Here is a 17281-nt window from a genome sequence, read left to right as displayed (position 1 = left end):
GGCACCTGTTCGGGGGTACTGGCGGTGTTCGGGGGCACGGGCGGTACGGGCGGCCCGTCACTCCCCCGTCAGATGCCCCTGCACCACCGGCGCCACCCGCGCGATGATCTGCTCGACGTCCGCCGAGGCCAGCGGCTCCAGCTTGATCACGTATCGCAGCATGGCCACGCCGACCAGCTGGGCCGCCGCCAGCTCGGCGCGCAGTTCGGCGTCCGGCCGGCCCACATGGCCCGCGACCTTGCGCAGCAGCTGGCCGGCGACGAGCCGGCGGAAGACCGCGGCGGCCGCCTCGTTGTTCATCGCGGAGCGGACCACGGCGAGCAGCGGGGTACGGGTGGCCGGGTTCTCCCAGATCCCGAAGAGGAACCGGGCGAACCGCTCGCCGACCCCGTCGAGCGGGCCCTCGGTGATCGCGTCCGGGGCCTTCAGGGCAGGCGCGAAGACGACCTCGATGGCGGCCTCGAAGACCTGTTCCTTGGTGCCGAAGTAGTGGTGGACGAGCGCGGAGTCGACCCCGGCCGCCTTGGCGATGCCGCGCACCGACGTCTTCTCGTACCCCCGCTCGGAGAACTCCTCGCGGGCGGCCCGCAGGATGCGCTCCCTGGTGTCCGGCCCCTCCGTCGCCTGCGTGCGGGAGGGCCGTCCCCGGCGCCTGGGGGCGGTGTCCGTCATGACCTCGGCACCTTCGCGGCCGACGCGAGATACAGCCGGGTGAAGGCCAGGGCCTCCGACAGATCGGCCTCGCGCTCGGCGCTGGACATGGCCCGCCGCGTGTTGACCTCCAGGACGACATGGCCGTCGAAGCCGTTCAGGGCCAGGCGCTCCAGGATCTCGGCGCAGGGCTGGGTACCGCGGCCGGGGACCATGTGCTCGTCCTTGCCGGAGCCGGCGCCGTCGGCGAGGTGTACGTGGCCGAGCCGGTCGCCCATGCGGTCGATCATCTGCAGGGCGTCGGTGCGGGCGGTCGCCGTGTGCGAGAGGTCGATCGTGAAGTGCCGGTAGTCCTCCTTGGTGACGTCCCAGTCCGGGGCGTACGCGGCCATCTCCCGGTCCCGGTAGCGCCAGGGGTACATGTTCTCGACGGCGAACCGCACATCCGTCTCGTCGGCCATGCGCCAGATGCCGCGGACGAAGTCCCGGGCGTACTGGCGCTGCCAGCGGAACGGCGGGTGCACGACGACGGTGGAGGCGCCCAGCCGCTCGGCGGCGGACCGCGCGCGCTGGAGCTTGACCCAGGGGTCGGTGGACCACACGCGCTGCGTGATCAGCAGACAGGGGGCGTGGACGGCGAGGATCGGGATGCGGTGGTAGTCGCTCAGCCTGCGCAGCGCGTCGATGTCCTGGCTGACGGGGTCGTTCCAGACCATGATCTCGAGGCCGTCGTACCCGAGGCGCGCGGCGATCTCGAAGGCCGTTGCCGTCGACTCCGGATAGACCGAGGCCGTCGACAGGGCGACCTTCGCATCCGGGATGCGCACCACTGGTTCTGCCACGAGGGACAGGGTACGGGGCGGGGATGGTGGGGGGCGCGTCTGCCGGCCGCCCCCCACCTACGTACGACGTGGTTGCTGCCCGGAGGAGGGGTTACCCGCCGTCGGGGTTCCGCTGTGCCCACCCGTTCCGCCCCAGCGGAACGACTGCCCACAGCGGGGGGGGCAGCCGGTCGGCTAGCTCGGCATGTGGTCCAGGCGGCGGAGGATTACGCCCTCGCGGAGGGCCCAGGGACAGATCTCCACCGACTCCACGCCGAAGAGGTCCATCGCGCCCTCTGCGACGAGTGCGCCGGCGAGCAGCTGGCCGGAGCGGCCCTCGGAGACGCCGGGCAGCTGTGCGCGCTCGTCTTCGGTCATCTCGGTGAGCCGCGGCACCCAGTCCTCCAGGTCCCTGCGCTTGAGCTCCCGCTGGACGTAGAGGCCGTCGGCCGAGCGGGCGGCGCCCGCGATCCGGGCGAGCTGCCGGAAGGTCTTGGAGGTGGCGACCACATGGTCCGGGGTGCCGAGGCGGCTGAACTCCCCGACGGTCCGGGCGATCTCCGCCCGCACGTGCCGGCGCAGCGCCCGCACGTCCGCCGGGGCCGGCGAATCGCCCGGCAGCCAGCCCGCGGTCAGCCGGCCGGCGCCCAGCGGCAGCGAGACGGCGGCATCCGGCTCCTCGTCCATGCCGTACGCGATCTCGAGCGAGCCGCCGCCGATGTCCAGCACCAGCAGCTTCCCGGCCGACCAGCCGAACCAGCGGCGGGCCGCGAGGAAGGTGAGACGGGCCTCCTCCTCACCGCTCAGGACCTGCAGTTCGACACCGGTCTCGTCCTTGACCCGGGCCAGCACCTCGTCGGCGTTGCTGGCCTCGCGGACCGCGGAGGTCGCGAACGGCAGCAGGTCCTCGACGCCCTTGTCCTCGGCGGCCTGCAGCGCTTCGTGGACGACGCCGATCAGTTTGCCGACACCGTCGGGGCCGATGGCTCCGTCGCCGTCGAGGAGTTGGGCAAGGCGCAGCTCCGCCTTGTGCGAGTGCGCGGGCAGCGGGCGCGCGCCCGGATGCGCATCCACCACCAGCAGATGCACCGTGTTCGAACCCACGTCGAGGACACCGAGTCTCATATACGGAACGCTACTGCGCGTGGGCCGGGCGGAACTCCCTGGGCGGGCTTCCGCCCGCATACCCTGGAGGCGTGCCAAAGACGAAAAAGGCGAAGACCGACAAATCCGCCAGCTCTGCCACGGTGTCCTCGAAGGCGACGGCGCCGGAGCAGGAGCAGCCGGAGGAGAAGCGGTCGAAACCGCCGAAGCAGTCGAAGCGGTCGGACGGGCCGGGGCGGGGGCAGCAGCCGGTCCCCGACGAGAAGGGCCTGGACTTCGCCCGCGCATGGGTCGAATTCCCTGATCCGGCGGACGACGAGCAGGTATTCCGCTGCGATCTGACATGGCTGACCTCCCGTTGGAACTGCATCTTCGGAAGCGGCTGCCAGGGCATCCAGGCAGGCCGCGCGGACGACGGGTGCTGCACGCTGGGCGCGCACTTCTCGGAGGAGGACGACGAGAAGCGCGTCGCCGAACATGTGGCGAGGCTCACACCCGAGATCTGGCAGCACCACGACGTGGGCGTGGAGACGGGCTGGGTCCAGGAGGACGAGGACGGCGAGCGCCAGACCCGCCGGTTCGAGGGCTCCTGCATCTTCCAGAACCGGACCGGATTCGCGGGCGGCGCGGGCTGCTCGCTGCACATCCTGGCGCTGCGCGAGGGCCGCGAACCGCTGGAGACCAAGCCGGACGTCTGCTGGCAGCTGCCGATCCGCCGGACGTACGAGTGGATCGACCGGCCCGACGACACCCGCGTCCTGCAGGTGTCGATCGGCGAGTACGACCGCCGGGGCTGGGGTCCGGGCGGCCACGATCTGCACTGGTGGTGCACGTCGGCGACCTCGGCACACGGCGCGGGCGAGCCGGTGTACGTCTCGTACCGGCCGGAGCTCACCGAGCTCATGGGCAAGGCGGGATACGACCGGCTGGTCGAGCTGTGCGAGGCCCGGCTGGCGTCCGAACTGCCGCTGGTGGCGCCGCACCCCGCCGATCCGACGACCTGACCGTGCCGCGGAGGGCTGCCCGGGCGGGCTCCATACCCCTTCTGCCCCTTATGACCCTTCGCTTGGGCTCCCCTCTCCCCCGTCACTCGGTGGCGGGGACGAGTCCCCGGGGTCGGACGGGGCGGGCGAGTCGGTGGGGGCGGCGGTGTCGCTGGGGCTCGGGTCGGAGGGCGACGGGTCGTCCGGGGCCGGATCGTCACTGGACGGGGGCGGATCCGACGACGGCGGCGGATCCGAGGACGGCGGCGGATCCGACGAGGGCGGGTCGCTCGGCGTGGCCGGGTCGGACGGCGGCGGGGATCCGGGCGACGACGGCGGGGGGCCGGAGGACGGCGGAGACGATTCTCCATAGCCCTCGAGCCCGATCACCGCACCCGACGGATCGATCACGATCTGCGCGCGCCAGTGCCCGGGGGGCTCGCGATGGTGATCGACGTACACCTCGATGGTGATCGACTCGCCCGGCGCGAGCGTTCCCGAGGACTGACTGAGGTAGAGCCACGGGGCGTCCGCGTGCGCCGACCAGTGCACCGGTGCGCCCCCGGACGCCCGCAGCGTGATCAGTGTCGTGTGGCCGCTGCTCGGCTGCGCCTCGACCGTGAGCCTGCCGGGGCCCACCGCACTGCGGGACGGCGGCGCTCCCGGGCTGATCACCTCCACGGACACATCGGGCGTACGGCTGCCCGCGGTGAACCGCGCGTCGGGCTCGGCGCTGGCGTTGCCGGCGTTCTCGTAGCCGCCCGCATGGTCGCCGCCGAGACCGCCGGGGCCGTCGGCCTCGCTGACGGAGACGGAGCGGCCGTCCTGGCCCTCGCCGGTGAGAGGCGCGCTGCGGTAGGCGGCCCAGAGGGCGAGCACGGGGGCCGCGACGACCGTTGCCACGACGGTTGTCGCGACGGCACGCGCGCGTAGCCGTCCGCGGCGGGCGGCACGGTCACGGGGGTCCGTCGGGAAACCACGCCGGTCGAAGCGCGGGGCGCGGTCCCGCGCGCGCGGGGCCTGCGTCATCGCGGTGTGCAGGGCCGGGCGCGGGGCCTCGACCACGGGCAGCGACACGGTGGTGACGCCGGTGCCGGGCCAGGCGGTGCCCGCACGCTCGGCGGTGCGGCGGCAGCGCGGGCAGTCGTCGACGTGCCGGACGAGCTCGGTACGCAGGGCCGCGCCGAGCAACAGCTGGTTGTCGCCGGTGAGGCGGGCGACGGCGGGGCAGGTGCCGGTCTCCACGACGGCGAGCGCGGTACGGGTGCGCTCCACCTCGCAGGCCGCTGTGGCCAGGAGCTCCCGGGCCGAGGCGAGGTCCATGCCGAGGACCGCGGCGACCTCCTTGGCGGCGAGCTGATGGCGTACGGCGAGTTCGAGCGCCTCGCGCTGCTCGGGCGTCGTCCCGGCGGCCTCCGGCCAGGCGAGCAGTGCGAGCTCCCGCCGGCGCTCCTGCTCCGTCTCCGCGGAGACGGTACGGCCGGAGGTCCGGGCGGTCTCCGCGGAGCCCGAGGCGGCCGTCGCCCGGTCGGCGCGCCGGCCGGCGCCGCGCGAGCTCTGCCTCTTCCGCTTGGCCTCGGCGAGTTCGCGCAGACACGACCAGCGTGCGAGCGCGTACAGCCAGGCCTTGCGTTCGCCGTCGGCGTCCGGCCTGCGCGAGCCGCGGCGCTCGGCACACGCGAGGGCTTCTCCGAGGGCGGCGGTCGCCGCGTCGTGGTCGCACAGCACGGACAGGCAGTACGTGAACAGGCCGTCCAGATAGGGCTCGTAGCGCGCGGGCGGCCGCTGGGCCTGGGTGCGGTGCGCGGCCCCGCGGTGCCGCGCGTCGCGATGCGACCGGCGGGCTCCGGGGGTCTGCGGGGAGGGCTGCGGCCTACTGCTCGTCACCCGTGCGACCGTAGGCCGGTGGTGGTGGGGCCCTCCTCACCGTCGCGGACATTTAATCCTTACGGGTGAACAGATCCCTCAAAAGGGGACAGGAACCCGTCATTCCGGGGTCTGGGCGTTACAGGGGGCCCGTCGGGCTCGAGCGCGGACCGAGCGCCCCACCGACAATTCCGACCGGGGACCGGGACTGTCGGTGCCTCCCGCTACGGTTTCGTCCATGGCTGCCCGTACGAAAACCGCCAAGGACCGGCCGTCCTACCGCTGCACCGAGTGCGGCTGGCAGACGGCCAAGTGGCTCGGCCGCTGCCCCGAGTGCCAGGCATGGGGCACGGTCGAGGAGTACGGCGCGCCCGCGGTCCGTACGACGGCGCCCGGCCGCGTCACCACCACGGCCGTGCCGATCGGCCAGGTCGACGGCCGCCAGGCCACCGCCCGCTCGACCGGCGTGCCCGAGCTGGACCGCGTGCTCGGCGGCGGGCTGGTCCCCGGCGCCGTGGTCCTCGTCGCGGGCGAGCCGGGCGTCGGCAAGTCGACGCTCCTGCTGGACGTGGCGGCCAAGTCGGCCAGCGACGAGCACCGCACGCTGTATGTCACGGGCGAGGAGTCCGCGAGCCAGGTGCGGTTGCGCGCGGACCGCATCAAGGCGATCGACGACCATCTGTATCTGGCCGCGGAGACGGATCTCGCGGCCATCCTCGGTCATCTGGACGCGGTCAAGCCGTCACTGCTGATCCTCGACTCCGTACAGACCGTGGCCTCGCCGGAGATCGACGGGGCGCCCGGCGGCATGGCCCAGGTCCGGGAGGTGGCCGGGGCCCTCATCCGTGCCTCCAAGGAGCGCGGCATGGCGACGCTTCTGGTGGGCCATGTCACCAAGGACGGCGCGATCGCGGGCCCGCGGCTCCTCGAGCATCTCGTGGACGTCGTGCTGCACTTCGAGGGCGACCGGCACGCGCGCCTGCGGCTGGTCCGCGGCGTCAAGAACCGGTACGGGACGACGGACGAGGTCGGCTGCTTCGAGCTGCACGACGAGGGCATCACGGGCCTCGCCGACCCCAGCGGCCTCTTCCTCACCCGCCGTGCCGAGCCGGTTCCGGGCACCTGCCTCACCGTGACGCTGGAGGGCCGGCGCCCGCTGGTGGCGGAGGTGCAGGCCCTCACGGTCGACTCGCAGATCCCCTCGCCCCGGCGCACCACCTCCGGCCTGGAGACATCGCGCGTCTCGATGATGCTGGCCGTCCTCGAGCAGCGCGGCCGCATCACCGCGCTCGGCAAGCGCGACATCTACTCCGCGACGGTCGGCGGCGTGAAGCTCTCCGAGCCCGCCGCGGACCTGGCCGTCGCGCTCGCGCTCGCCAGCGCCGCGAGCGACACCCCGCTGCCGAAGAACCTCGTCGCGATCGGCGAGGTGGGCCTCGCGGGCGAGGTCAGACGGGTCACGGGGGTCCAGCGCAGGCTCGCGGAGGCCCACCGCCTCGGCTTCACACACGCCCTCGTGCCGACGGATCCGGGCAAGGTCCCGCCCGGTATGAAGGTCCTGGAAGTCGCCGACATAGGGGACGCTCTGCGGGTGCTGCCGCGGTCGCGTCGGCGAGAGGCCCCACGGGAGGAGGAGGACCGCCGGTAGACTTTGCCCCGGTCTCGCCCATCCGTACGAACCGAGGGCGCCCCAGAACCTGCGACCGGAGGAGTGCAGTGGCAGCCAACGACCGGGCAGCAGCTCCCGGCAAGTCCGGTGGGAGCTCCGGTGCCGATGGGCTCATGCGCGCCTCTCTGAGCGCTGTCGCGCCCGGTACGGCATTGCGCGACGGCCTCGAGCGCGTCCTCCGCGGCAACACGGGAGGGCTGATCGTTCTCGGCACCGACAAGACCGTCGAAGCCATGTGCACGGGCGGATTCGTCCTGGATGTCGAGTTCACGGCGACGCGGCTGCGCGAGCTGTGCAAGCTCGACGGCGGCATCGTCCTCGACAAGGACCTCACCAAGATCCTCCGCGCCGGCGTCCAGCTCGTGCCGGACCCGACGATCCCGACCGAGGAGACCGGCACGCGGCACCGCACCGCGGACCGGGTGAGCAAGCAGGTCGGCTTCCCGGTCGTGTCGGTGTCCCAGTCCATGCGGCTCATCGCGCTGTACGTGGACGGGCAGCGGCGGGTTCTGGAGGACTCGGCCGCGATCCTCTCCCGGGCCAACCAGGCCCTGGCCACCCTCGAGCGGTACAAGCTGCGGCTCGACGAGGTCGCGGGCACGCTGTCCGCGCTCGAGATCGAGGACCTGGTGACCGTCCGGGACGTCTCGGCCGTGTCGCAGCGCCTGGAGATGGTGCGGCGCATCGCCACCGAGATCGCCGAGTACGTGGTGGAGCTCGGCACCGACGGGCGGCTCCTCGCGCTCCAGCTCGAGGAGTTGATCGCGGGCGTCGAGCCCGAGCGGGAGCTCGTCGTCCGGGACTATGTGCCGGAGCCGACCGCGAAGCGGTCCCGTACGGTCGAGGAGGCGCTGTCCGAGCTGGGCGCGCTCTCGCAGACCGAGCTGCTGGAACTTCCCGTGGTGGCGCGGGCGTTGGGTTACACGGGGTCGCCGGAGACGCTGGACTCGGCCGTCTCGCCGCGCGGGTTCCGGCTGCTGGCGAAGGTGCCGCGGCTGCCGGGGGCCATCATCGACCGCCTCGTGGAGCACTTCGGCGGTCTGCAGAAGCTGCTCGCCGCGAGCGTCGACGATCTGCAGACGGTGGACGGCGTCGGGGAGGCCCGGGCGCGGAGCGTCCGGGAGGGGCTTTCGCGGCTGGCGGAGTCTTCGATCCTCGAGCGCTACGTCTAGCCTCCGGCGGGCCGCGGGTCTTGGGCGCCGTCGTTGTCGGGTGCGGTGCGCCACCTGTCGGTGGGTGGTCGGAACGTGGGCGACTTCCGGGCGGTGGGTGGTTCGCCAGCTGCCGGTGGGTGCGTCGGGGCCGCGCCGGGGTGTACGTCCTCGGTCTGGCACTGAGCCGTCGTTGTTGGAGCGAGCCGTACGTTTGCGCCGGCCGCTGCGGGCGCACACCCCTCCCCCACTCTCGGCTTCGCTCGAGCGGGGGGACCCCCATCGTCCCCTTCGGCACGCTCGCGGGTTCCGGCCGGTGGCCCGTTCCAACAGCACCACGACGGCGGTGCCGTAAACCGTAGCTCCGCCCCGGTACGGGGACGTCAGTCGTTCTTGAGGACGAAGGACGTCTGGGCCTTCGCAAGGCCCGGAGCCTTCGCCTCGACAAGGTACGTACCGGCTTTTGCCGAACCGGCGGCCGGCGTCGCACACTGAGCCGCACTCGCATGCCGGTCCCACACCACGGTCTGCGTGACGCGCCCGTCCGCCGGCACCCGCAGCAACAGACTCCCGGTGCCCTTCGGGCAGTCCGACGACGTCCAGAAGGCGTCGGCGCTTCCGGTCAGCGTGATCGTCAGTACGGCTTCCTTCGGCCCGAGGTCCACCTTGCAGGCCGTCCCCGACGTGTTCTGCGCGATCAGCTCGAACTCCGGCTTCTCACCGGACTCGTACGTGTTGTGGACACTGCGCACCGTCAACGTGACCGCAGCGGCAGTGCAGTTGGGCAGGCTGGATCCGGCCGGAACCCGGTCGCCCGAGCCGCCCCCGCCCGTGGCGCCCTCCGAGGAGTCCGTGGAGCCGGTCCCGTCCGAACCGCCGGAGCCGCCCGTATCGCCGGAGCCCTCGCTCTCCCCGGAGCCGTCACCGCTGCCGCTCGACTCGTCGCGTCCGCCCGGGTGTTCGCTGATCGCAGGCCCGGAGCCGGAGGGGCCCGGCGTGATCGACGGCGCGGGGTTCTTGCCGTCGGCGCCGCCGGCGGTGTTGCCACTGCCGCCTCCGCCGCCGGAATTGACGGCCCATACGACGAGCAGTGCCAGCAGGGCGACCACGGACAGCAGAACGGCCCTCCGTCGCCAGTAGATGGTGGAGGGAAGCGGCCCGACCGGATTGCGCAGAGATCCCACGGCGCAAACTGTACGAGAGATCAGCGGGTTATCCTGCCCCACCCGCCGCCCGGCGTCCCAACTTTTGCGGATCATCATCCTGGCCGCGCACCCCGTACACATCCTGTCCCCGCTCCAGGTCCCTGCCTTTCGTCACATACGAGACTGAACCGTCGCATCGCGTGATGTGCGGGCTCATTGCGTATGTCCACGGTCATGAACGACATCGGCTCCGGTGCTTGGACCACCGCAGCCTGGGGACAGGCGAGTTGGTCGAGTCAGCGGTGGTGGTACGCATCGGCCGGCAGCCGATGACGCGTATGACCGGGGTGGTGCGGGGCCGTCCTCCCCGGGACCGGTCCGGTGGTTCGCCGGACCCGGGTCCGCCCCCCCGGGACACCGGCCGCTGCCGGGCGCCCGTCCTGGGAACCGCACACCCACGGCCGCACACCCGTGCAGCGGCCCCCGCGGCGCGCTCCGCCGATCGCCCGGAGACGGTCCGTACCGGGCCCCGAACCGTCCCCGGCACGACCGGAACTGCCTCCTCCGGCGTGTCACTCCCGCCTCTCACCTGGCCTTCTGCCCCGGCATGGCCGCGGATGCCCGCTCGGCGTGCGGCACCGTGGCAGGATCGTGCGTGCCATGACTGCTCCCACGAAAACCATGCAAGCAACCCCGTCCACGGCTCCCATGCCGTCCTGCCGCACCGAATCCGGCACCCCGGGGGCTACCCCGGGCAGCCCGGAAGGTGCCGCCCTGCACACGCCCGTCATCGCATGGTTCGAGGAGAACGCGCGCGACCTGCCGTGGCGCCGGCCCGAGGCGGGCCCCTGGGGCGTGATGGTCAGCGAGTTCATGCTGCAGCAGACTCCGGTCAACCGTGTACTGCCCGTGTACGAGCAGTGGATGGCCCGCTGGCCGCGCCCCGCCGACCTGTCCGAGGAGGCGCCCGGAGAAGCCGTCCGCGCCTGGGGCAGGCTCGGTTATCCGCGGCGCGCGCTGCGGCTGCACGGTGCCGCAGTCGCCATAACGGAGCGGCACGGCGGCGACGTGCCGACGCAGCACTCGCAGCTGCTCGCGCTCCCCGGCATCGGCGAGTACACCGCCGCCGCCGTGGCGTCCTTCGCCTACGGACAGCGGCACGCCGTACTCGACACGAACGTGCGGAGGGTCCTCGCGCGCGCCGTCACCGGCACGCAGTACCCGCCGAACGCCACCACCGCGGCCGAGCGCAAGCTCGCCCGCGAGCTGCTCCCCGAGGACGAGAGCACGGCATCGCGCTGGGCCGCCGCGTCCATGGAGCTGGGGGCGCTGATCTGCACGGCCAAGAACGAGAGCTGTGTCCGCTGCCCCATCGCCGCGCAGTGCGCGTGGCGGCTGGCCGGGAAGCCGGCGCACGAGGGGCCGCCGCGTCGCGGCCAGACGTACGCGGGGACCGACCGCCAGGTGCGCGGCCGGCTGCTGGCAGTGCTGCGGGAGGCCGTCGCGCCCGTTCCGCAGGCGGTACTCGACCGCGTGTGGGACGAGCCCGTGCAGCGCGCCCGGGCCCTGGACGGACTCGTCGCCGACGGGCTCGTCGAACCTCTCCAGGGCGGCCTGTACCGCCTTCCGCTCGCCTGACCGAACGCCCTTTCAGGACCCGTTACGCGCGTCCGGCTCTGTTACACAACCGCCGGACAGCCGTGCGTCCGCCGCAGGCTGCCTCGGACAGCCTCGTGACAACCGATCCGTAGCTTCATGCCGTACCGCACAGCGGCGCGCACCAGCGCGAACACGGGGTCGGAAAACGGAGGCGGTTGGCGATGGCGCATGGCGAGGTGCTCGAATTCGAGGAGTACGTACGCAGCAGGCAGGACGCCCTGCTGCGCAGCGCCAGGCGCCTGGTCCCCGACCCGGTCGAGGCGCAGGACCTGCTGCAGACCGCGCTCGTGCGGACGTACGGCCACTGGGCGGATATAGCCGACAAGCGGCTGGCGGACGCGTATCTGCGCCGCGTCATGATCAACACGCGCACGGAGTGGTGGCGGGCCCGGAAGCTGGAGGAGGTGCCCACCGAGCAGCTGCCCGACGCGAGGATCGAGGACTCCACCGAGCAGCACGCCGACCGCGCCCTGCTGATGGACGCCATGAAGGTGCTGGCACCCAAGCAGCGCAGCGTCGTCGTGCTGCGACACTGGGAACAGATGTCCACGGAGGAGACGGCCGCCGCCCTCGGCATGTCGGCCGGCACGGTCAAGAGCACGCTGCACCGGGCGCTCGCCCGGCTCCGTCAGGAGTTGGAGAGCCGCGACGTCGATGCGCGCGCGCTCGAACGTGAGGAGCGGGAGCGTTGCGCGGCCGCCTAGGCGCTCGGATACGAGGCATACGGCTCATACGACGGATACGGGCGACACGACGGACGCGGGTCGTACGAGGCCACGCTTCCGCCGCCGGACGCGGCGACGGCCGCACCGGAAAGAGAGCCCTGACGGCGGGGGGCGCGGCGACGGCCGCGCTCACCGCCCTCGGTCTTTGCCTCGCCGGGTGCGGCGCCGGCGGCACCGGCGCCCGCGACGAGGGCCCGGCACGGGGCGCCTCGGTCGCCCAGCCCGCCCCCTCCTCACCCTCCGCGCCCACGGTCGAGCGCGTCGACGCGGTCGCCCTGGTCAAGAACGACCCGAAGGTGAGTGCCGAGGTCAAGCGGGATCTGAAGCCGTGCGTCGCCGACGAGTACCCGGTCGACGTGTCCTATGGCAAGCTGACCGGCGGTTCCTCGAACGACATCGTCGTCAATGTCATGACCTGCGGTGATGCGGTCGGCGTCGGCACTTATGTGTACCGGGCGGCCGGCCGGAGGTATCAGAATGTCTTCCGGGTCGAGGAGCCGCCGGTCTACGGGGAGATCGACCGGGGCGACCTCGTCGTGACCATGCAGGTGTACGAGAAGGGCGATCCGGTGGAGTACCCGTCCAGCGAGAACGTGATCACCTACCACTGGTCCGCGAACAGGTTCGTCGAGCAGTCCCGTACGCACAACGACTACAGCAACGCGGTCGGCGGGGGCTCGCCCTCGGCCTCGGAGAACTGACACAGAAGGCAGCACATTCGGATGGCAGAGCAGACCCACGTCCTGTTCGTCGAGGACGACGACGTCATCCGCGAGGCCACCCAGCTGGCGCTGGAGCGCGACGGCTTCGCGGTCACCGCCATGCCCGACGGCCTGTCGGGGCTCGAGGCGTTCCGCGCCGACCGGCCCGACATCGCGCTGCTCGATGTGATGGTCCCGGGCCTGGACGGCGTCTCGCTGTGCCGGCGCATCCGTGACGAGTCCACCGTGCCGGTGATCATGCTGTCGGCGCGTGCCGACCCGATCGACGTCGTCCTGGGGCTGGAAGCGGGCGCCGACGACTATGTGACCAAGCCGTTCGACGGTGCCGTGCTGATGGCCAGGATCCGCGCCGTGCTGCGCCGTTTCGGACACGCGAGCGGGGCGGCCTCGGGTGCCGGGAGTGCCGGCGGCGCGGGGCAGGCGGCCGGCGGCGTGCTCAGCTTCGGCGATCTGGAGATCGACACGGAGGGCATGGAGGTACGGCGAGGTGGCGCGCTGGTGGGGCTGACGCCGACCGAGATGCGGCTGCTGCTCGAGTTCTCCTCCTCGCCCGGCACGGTGCTCTCCCGCGACAAGCTGCTGGAGCGCGTGTGGGACTACGGCTGGGGCGGTGACACCCGCGTCGTCGACGTCCATGTGCAGCGGCTGCGTACCAAGATCGGCCAGGACCGGATCGAGACGGTCCGCGGCTTCGGCTACAAGCTCAGGGCCTGAGGAGCACGGCGTGGACCTGGGGGGCTTCAGCGGTGGGCGGCCGCGCGTGGGCAGGCGGCTGCGTACCGGGGTGCGGTGGAAGATCAGCGTCGCGATCACGCTGGTCGGCGCGTTGGTGGCGCTCGCGCTGAGTCTGGTCGTGCACAACGCGGCGCGGGTCTCGATGCTCGACAACGCACGTGACGTACAGGACGAGCGCATCCAGGTCGCCGAGCGCATGTACGAGACGACCGGCCGGCTGAATTTCATGGGCCTCAAGATCGACGATCCGGCCATACCGAAGGATCTGCGGGCGAAGGCCATGGCCGGGCGCCGGGCCACCTATGTGTCGGCGCAGTCCAACGGCGTACCCGACATCTGGGCCGCCGTCCCGCTCAGCGACGGCCGCGTCCTGTCGCTGCACACCCGTTTCACGGACCGCAGCGCCGAGGTGATGAAGGACCTGGACCAGGCGCTGATCGTGGGTTCGATCGCGGTGGTCTTCGGCGGCTGCGCGCTCGGTGTGCTCATCGGCGGCCAGATCTCGCGGCGGCTGCGCAAGGCCGCGGCAGCCGCGGGCGAGGTCGCCCAGGGACAGACGGACGTACGGGTGCGCGACGCCATCGGCGGTGTCGTACGCGACGAGACCGACGACCTCGCGCGGGCCGTGGACGCGATGGCGGACGCGCTCAAGCAGCGCCTGGAGGCCGAGCGCCGGGTGACCGCCGACATCGCCCATGAGCTGCGCACACCCGTGACGGGCCTGCTGACGGCGGCCGAGCTGCTGCCGCCGGGCCGCCCGACCGAACTCGTACGCGACCGGGCGCAGGCCATGCGCACACTCGTCGAGGACGTGCTGGAGGTGGCGCGGCTCGACAGCGCGTCGGAGCGGGCCGAGTTGCAGGACATCATGCTGGGCGAGTTCGTGGCCCGGCGCGTTGCCGTGCGGGACGCGGACATAGCGGTGCGCGTGGTGCACGAGTCGGAGGTCACAACCGACCCGCGGCGCCTGGAGCGCGTGCTCGGCAATCTGCTGGCCAACGCCGCCCGGCACGGCAAGCCGCCGATCGAGGTCACCGTGGAGGGCCGGGTGATCCGCGTGCGCGACCACGGGCCCGGCTTCCCGGAGGAACTCCTCGCCGAGGGCCCGAGCCGGTTCCGCACCGGAAGCCGGGACCGCTCAGGGCAGGGCCACGGTCTCGGCCTGACGATCGCGGCGGGCCAGGCGCGCGTGCTCGGCGCACGCCTGACCTTCCGCAACGTACGCCCTCCCGGGGGGCCCGAGCACATACCGGCGGAGGGCGCGGTCGCGGTGCTGTGGCTGCCGGAGCACGCGCCGACCAGCACCGGGAGTTTCCCGATGCTGGACGACTGACGTGGCCCGACCGGTGAAGGCCCGCCAGGAGGCCCGTCCTTTAGGAAGCCCATTCCTTGTCCAGGAGGCCCATTCCTTGTCGAAGTCGAGGCCGCCCTCCCTGCGCTGCGTGCAGGAACTCCACTCCGCGCGCCTTCAGCTTTTCGTAGTTTCCCCACATCAGCGATGCCGGCAAGGCCCACTGACAACGACGCCCGCCGACAGCGGCACCGTCAACGGCCTCGGACCGGCGGCCGCAAGCTCTGCCCCCCACCACACGCCGATGGCCTCCGGCACGCCGCGCGCGCCGGAGGCCATCAACCCCGAAAACAGAACCGGAAAACAGAACCGGATCACACGGCCTCTGCCGCCGCCTTCCCGGGCTGCGCGGCCTCGTCGTCCGCACCCCCGGCCGGCTTCTGCGCTCCCGCGCCGCGCAGCGGGACCTCCTTGACGAACACCGCCGCCACCAGGGCGACCACGGCGACGACCGAGCCGAGCAGGAACGCCGAGTGCGTGCCGGCCGACACCGCGTGTTGGTAGGCCTCGCGGGCCGCCGCGGGCAGCTTGGCCAGGCTCGCCGCGTCGAGCTGCGCGGACTTCTCGGTGATCTGGCTGCCGAGGGCCCCGGCGCGCTCGGCCATCACGTCCTGCACCCGGTTGTTGAACAGGGCACCCATGATCGCGACACCGAAGGAGGAGCCGAGCGTACGGAAGAGGGTGGTCGAGGAGGAGGCGACGCCCATGTCCTTCATCTCGACGCTGTTCTGCGCGACCAGCATGGTGGTCTGCATCAGGCAGCCCATGCCCGCGCCGAGCACCGCCATGTACAGACCCGAGGTGAGACGGGTCGTCCCGGTGTCCATCTGGGCCAGCAGGAACAGCCCGGCGATCGTCAGCACGGTCCCCGACACGGGGAAGATCTTGTACTTGCCGCTGTTGGTGGTGACCCGTCCCGCGACCAGCGAGAGGACCATCATCGACATCAGCATGGGCAGCAGGAGCAGACCGGAGTTGGTGGCGGACGCGCCCTGTACGGACTGCTGGTACAGCGGCAGGAAGAGGACCGCGCCGAACATCACGAAGCCGGTGACGAAACCGATCACGGACATGAGCGTGAAGTTGCGGCTGCGGAAGATGTGCAGCGGCAGGATCGGTTCGGCGGCCTTCATCTGGACGAAGACGAAGCCGACGAGCGAGGCGACCCCGATGGCGATGAGCTCCATGATCATGGCAGAGCCCCACGCGTACTGCGTGCCGCCCCAGGTGGTGACCAGCACGATCGCGGTGATGCCGACGGTGAGCAGGGCGGCACCCAGGTAGTCGATCCGGCTCTGCGTCCGCTTCTTCGGCAGGTGCAGCACCGTGCCGATGGCGGCGAGGGCGACCACGCCGAGCGGCAGGTTGATGTAGAAGGACCAGCGCCAGCCGAGGTGGTCGGTGATCGTGCCGCCGACCAGCGGCCCGCCGATCATGGCGAGCGCCATCACGCCGGCCATCATGCCCTGGTACTTGCCGCGCTCCCGGGGCGGAATCAGATCACCGATGACCGCCATCACGCCGACCATGAGCCCGCCGGCGCCCAGCCCCTGGATGGCGCGGAAACCGATCAGTTGCGTCATGTCCTGGGCCATGCCGCTCAGTGCGGAGCCGATCAGGAAGATGACGATGGACGTCAGGAAGACGCCCTTCCGTCCGTACATGTCGCCGAGCTTGCCCCAGATGGGGGTGGAGGCGGCGGTCGCGAGCGTATAGGCGGTGACGACCCATGAGAGGTGCTCGAGGCCGCCGAGTTCGCCCACGATGGTGGGCATCGCGGTGCCGATGATCATGTTGTCGAGCATCGCGAGCAGCATGGCGATCATGAGGGCGAGCAGCACGACGCGCACGCTGCGCGGCTGCCTGCCCTCTTCGGGCGCCTCGTCGGCGGGGCCGGCCGGTACGGCGTCGACCGGTGGCTGGGTCTGGGACATCTCTGCACTCCCCCTGGGACGTCAAGGAAGCGAGGCGACCCGCACTACACACTTACTTGTCGCCCGGCTAGCTAACTACACTGAGGAAAGTAGAGCGGAAACTAGCCGGGCGTCAAGTAAGTTTTTGACAAGCGGTTTTGCGGAGTACGAGGAGCGGCCACCATGAGCAGCATGGGCAGCAGCAGGCAGCAGCGCCGGGGGAACACCCGCCAGCGCATCCAGGACGTGGCACTCGAGCTCTTCTCCGCACAGGGCTATGAGAAGACCTCGTTGCGCGAGATCGCCGAGCACCTGGAGGTCACGAAGGCGGCGCTCTACTACCACTTCAAGACCAAGGAAGACATCCTGATCAGCCTCTTCCAGGACCTGGTGAGCCCCATGGACGAGCTGATCGAGTGGGGCAGGACCCAGCCGCACACCCTGGAGACCAAGCAGGAGGTGCTGCGCCGCTACAGCGAGGCGCTGACCGGGGTCGCCCCCCTCTTCCGCTTCATGCAGGAGAACCAGGCGACGGTGCGCGAACTGAGCATCGGCGAGATGTTCAAGGACCGCATGCTCACCCTGCTCGACATCATCAAGGACCCCGACGCCCCGCTGACCGACCAGGTCCGCTGCGTCAGCGCCCTGTTCTCGATGCACGCCGGCATGTTCGCCCTCAAAGACGTCGAAGGCGACCCCGAGGAGAAGCGCAAGGCTGTCCTCGAGGTCGCCATCGATCTGGTGACACAGGCCCACTCGGGCGGCTGACCGCCGCCGCGGGCTGTC

15 protein-coding genes are annotated in these 17281 nt (G+C 71.7%); 9 read left to right on the top strand and 6 right to left on the bottom strand.

The window, feature by feature from the left end:
• Positions 1 to 57: 57 nt before the first annotated feature.
• The 3 genes from ACWD4J_RS16050 to ACWD4J_RS16040 all read right to left on the bottom strand — a co-directional run bounded on the left by ACWD4J_RS16050 (position 58) and on the right by ACWD4J_RS16040 (position 2597).
• Positions 58 to 672, bottom strand: a complete 615-nt coding sequence (locus ACWD4J_RS16050; protein WP_451395972.1) for a TetR/AcrR family transcriptional regulator — start codon at positions 670 to 672, stop codon at positions 58 to 60.
• On the bottom strand, positions 669 to 1493 hold the full coding sequence (locus ACWD4J_RS16045) for a sugar phosphate isomerase/epimerase family protein (protein ID WP_451395971.1): 825 nt from the start codon (positions 1491 to 1493) through the stop codon (positions 669 to 671). The genes ACWD4J_RS16050 and ACWD4J_RS16045 overlap by 4 nt, the downstream gene beginning before the upstream one ends.
• Before the next feature lie 174 nt (positions 1494 to 1667).
• Entirely contained in the window at positions 1668 to 2597 is a 930-nt protein-coding gene (locus ACWD4J_RS16040) for a Ppx/GppA phosphatase family protein (RefSeq protein ID WP_451395970.1), read from the bottom strand.
• Positions 2598 to 2668: 71 nt separating this feature from the next.
• Here ACWD4J_RS16040 and ACWD4J_RS16035 point away from each other — a divergent pair, with 71 nt between their 5' ends.
• Positions 2669 to 3580 (top strand): hypothetical protein, encoded by a 912-nt coding sequence (locus ACWD4J_RS16035; RefSeq protein WP_451395969.1) that lies wholly within the window; start codon positions 2669 to 2671, stop codon positions 3578 to 3580.
• A 48-nt stretch (positions 3581 to 3628) separates the two neighbouring features.
• Here the strand turns inward: ACWD4J_RS16035 and ACWD4J_RS16030 are convergent, their stop codons facing one another.
• On the bottom strand, positions 3629 to 5446 hold the full coding sequence (locus ACWD4J_RS16030; RefSeq protein ID WP_451395968.1) for a BACON domain-containing protein: 1818 nt from the start codon (positions 5444 to 5446) through the stop codon (positions 3629 to 3631).
• 217 nt (positions 5447 to 5663) lie between these two features.
• On the opposite strand from ACWD4J_RS16030, the gene radA reads away from it, so the two are divergent.
• Both radA and disA read left to right on the top strand, forming a co-directional pair.
• Entirely contained in the window at positions 5664 to 7073 is a 1410-nt protein-coding gene (radA, locus tag ACWD4J_RS16025) for a DNA repair protein RadA (protein WP_451395967.1), read from the top strand.
• Between the two features lie 68 nt (positions 7074 to 7141).
• The gene (gene disA, locus ACWD4J_RS16020) at positions 7142 to 8266 is read left to right on the top strand and encodes a DNA integrity scanning diadenylate cyclase DisA (RefSeq protein WP_451395966.1); all 1125 of its coding nucleotides are present in this window, start codon (positions 7142 to 7144) and stop codon (positions 8264 to 8266) included.
• A gap of 362 nt (positions 8267 to 8628) precedes the next feature.
• On the opposite strand, the gene ACWD4J_RS16015 is transcribed toward disA, so the two are convergent.
• Positions 8629 to 9429 (bottom strand): hypothetical protein, encoded by an 801-nt coding sequence (locus ACWD4J_RS16015; protein WP_451395965.1) that lies wholly within the window; start codon positions 9427 to 9429, stop codon positions 8629 to 8631.
• 621 nt (positions 9430 to 10050) lie between these two features.
• Between ACWD4J_RS16015 and ACWD4J_RS16010 the strand changes: the two genes are divergently transcribed.
• The 5 genes from ACWD4J_RS16010 (at position 10051) to cseC (ending at position 14564) form a co-directional block, all read left to right on the top strand.
• Entirely contained in the window at positions 10051 to 11028 is a 978-nt protein-coding gene (locus ACWD4J_RS16010; RefSeq protein WP_451395964.1) for an A/G-specific adenine glycosylase, read from the top strand.
• Positions 11029 to 11210: 182 nt separating this feature from the next.
• On the top strand, positions 11211 to 11753 hold the full coding sequence (locus ACWD4J_RS16005; RefSeq protein WP_451395963.1) for a SigE family RNA polymerase sigma factor: 543 nt from the start codon (positions 11211 to 11213) through the stop codon (positions 11751 to 11753).
• Positions 11754 to 11872: 119 nt separating this feature from the next.
• Complete coding sequence (locus ACWD4J_RS16000; RefSeq protein ID WP_451395994.1) at positions 11873 to 12475, top strand: hypothetical protein; 603 nt, start codon at positions 11873 to 11875, stop codon at positions 12473 to 12475.
• 21 nt (positions 12476 to 12496) lie between these two features.
• Positions 12497 to 13210, top strand: coding sequence for a two-component system response regulator CseB (gene cseB / locus ACWD4J_RS15995; RefSeq protein ID WP_451395962.1), 714 nt, complete (start codon positions 12497 to 12499; stop codon positions 13208 to 13210).
• Complete coding sequence (gene cseC, locus ACWD4J_RS15990) at positions 13131 to 14564, top strand: two-component system sensor histidine kinase CseC (protein WP_451395993.1); 1434 nt, start codon at positions 13131 to 13133, stop codon at positions 14562 to 14564. Before cseB ends, cseC begins: the two co-directional genes overlap by 80 nt.
• A 332-nt stretch (positions 14565 to 14896) precedes the next feature.
• Here the strand turns inward: cseC and ACWD4J_RS15985 are convergent, their stop codons facing one another.
• Complete coding sequence (locus ACWD4J_RS15985; RefSeq protein ID WP_451395961.1) at positions 14897 to 16516, bottom strand: MDR family MFS transporter; 1620 nt, start codon at positions 16514 to 16516, stop codon at positions 14897 to 14899.
• A 162-nt stretch (positions 16517 to 16678) separates the two neighbouring features.
• Here ACWD4J_RS15985 and ACWD4J_RS15980 point away from each other — a divergent pair, with 162 nt between their 5' ends.
• On the top strand, positions 16679 to 17263 hold the full coding sequence (locus ACWD4J_RS15980; RefSeq protein ID WP_451395960.1) for a TetR/AcrR family transcriptional regulator: 585 nt from the start codon (positions 16679 to 16681) through the stop codon (positions 17261 to 17263).
• The last annotated feature ends 18 nt before the right edge of the window (positions 17264 to 17281 follow it).

The sequence above is a fragment of the Streptomyces sp. NPDC002577 genome, assembly GCF_053594815.1.
The sequence above is the reverse complement of the archived record's forward strand: the minus strand, read 5'-3'. Positions and strand labels throughout refer to the sequence as shown.

Excerpts from the sequence above, each read along its gene's own strand:
- ACWD4J_RS16050 (WP_451395972.1), bottom strand. The coding sequence starts at position 672 with ATGACGGACACCGCCCCCAGGCGCCGGGGACGGCCCTCCCGCACGCAG.
- ACWD4J_RS16040 (WP_451395970.1), bottom strand. The coding sequence starts at position 2,597 with ATGAGACTCGGTGTCCTCGACGTGGGTTCGAACACGGTGCATCTGCTG.
- radA (WP_451395967.1), top strand. The coding sequence starts at position 5,664 with ATGGCTGCCCGTACGAAAACCGCCAAGGACCGGCCGTCCTACCGCTGC.
- ACWD4J_RS16010 (WP_451395964.1), top strand. The coding sequence starts at position 10,051 with ATGACTGCTCCCACGAAAACCATGCAAGCAACCCCGTCCACGGCTCCC.
- ACWD4J_RS16005 (WP_451395963.1), top strand. The coding sequence starts at position 11,211 with ATGGCGCATGGCGAGGTGCTCGAATTCGAGGAGTACGTACGCAGCAGG.
- cseB (WP_451395962.1), top strand. The coding sequence starts at position 12,497 with ATGGCAGAGCAGACCCACGTCCTGTTCGTCGAGGACGACGACGTCATC.
- cseC (WP_451395993.1), top strand. The coding sequence starts at position 13,131 with ATGTGCAGCGGCTGCGTACCAAGATCGGCCAGGACCGGATCGAGACGG.
- ACWD4J_RS15985 (WP_451395961.1), bottom strand. The coding sequence starts at position 16,516 with ATGTCCCAGACCCAGCCACCGGTCGACGCCGTACCGGCCGGCCCCGCC.
- ACWD4J_RS15980 (WP_451395960.1), top strand. The coding sequence starts at position 16,679 with ATGAGCAGCATGGGCAGCAGCAGGCAGCAGCGCCGGGGGAACACCCGC.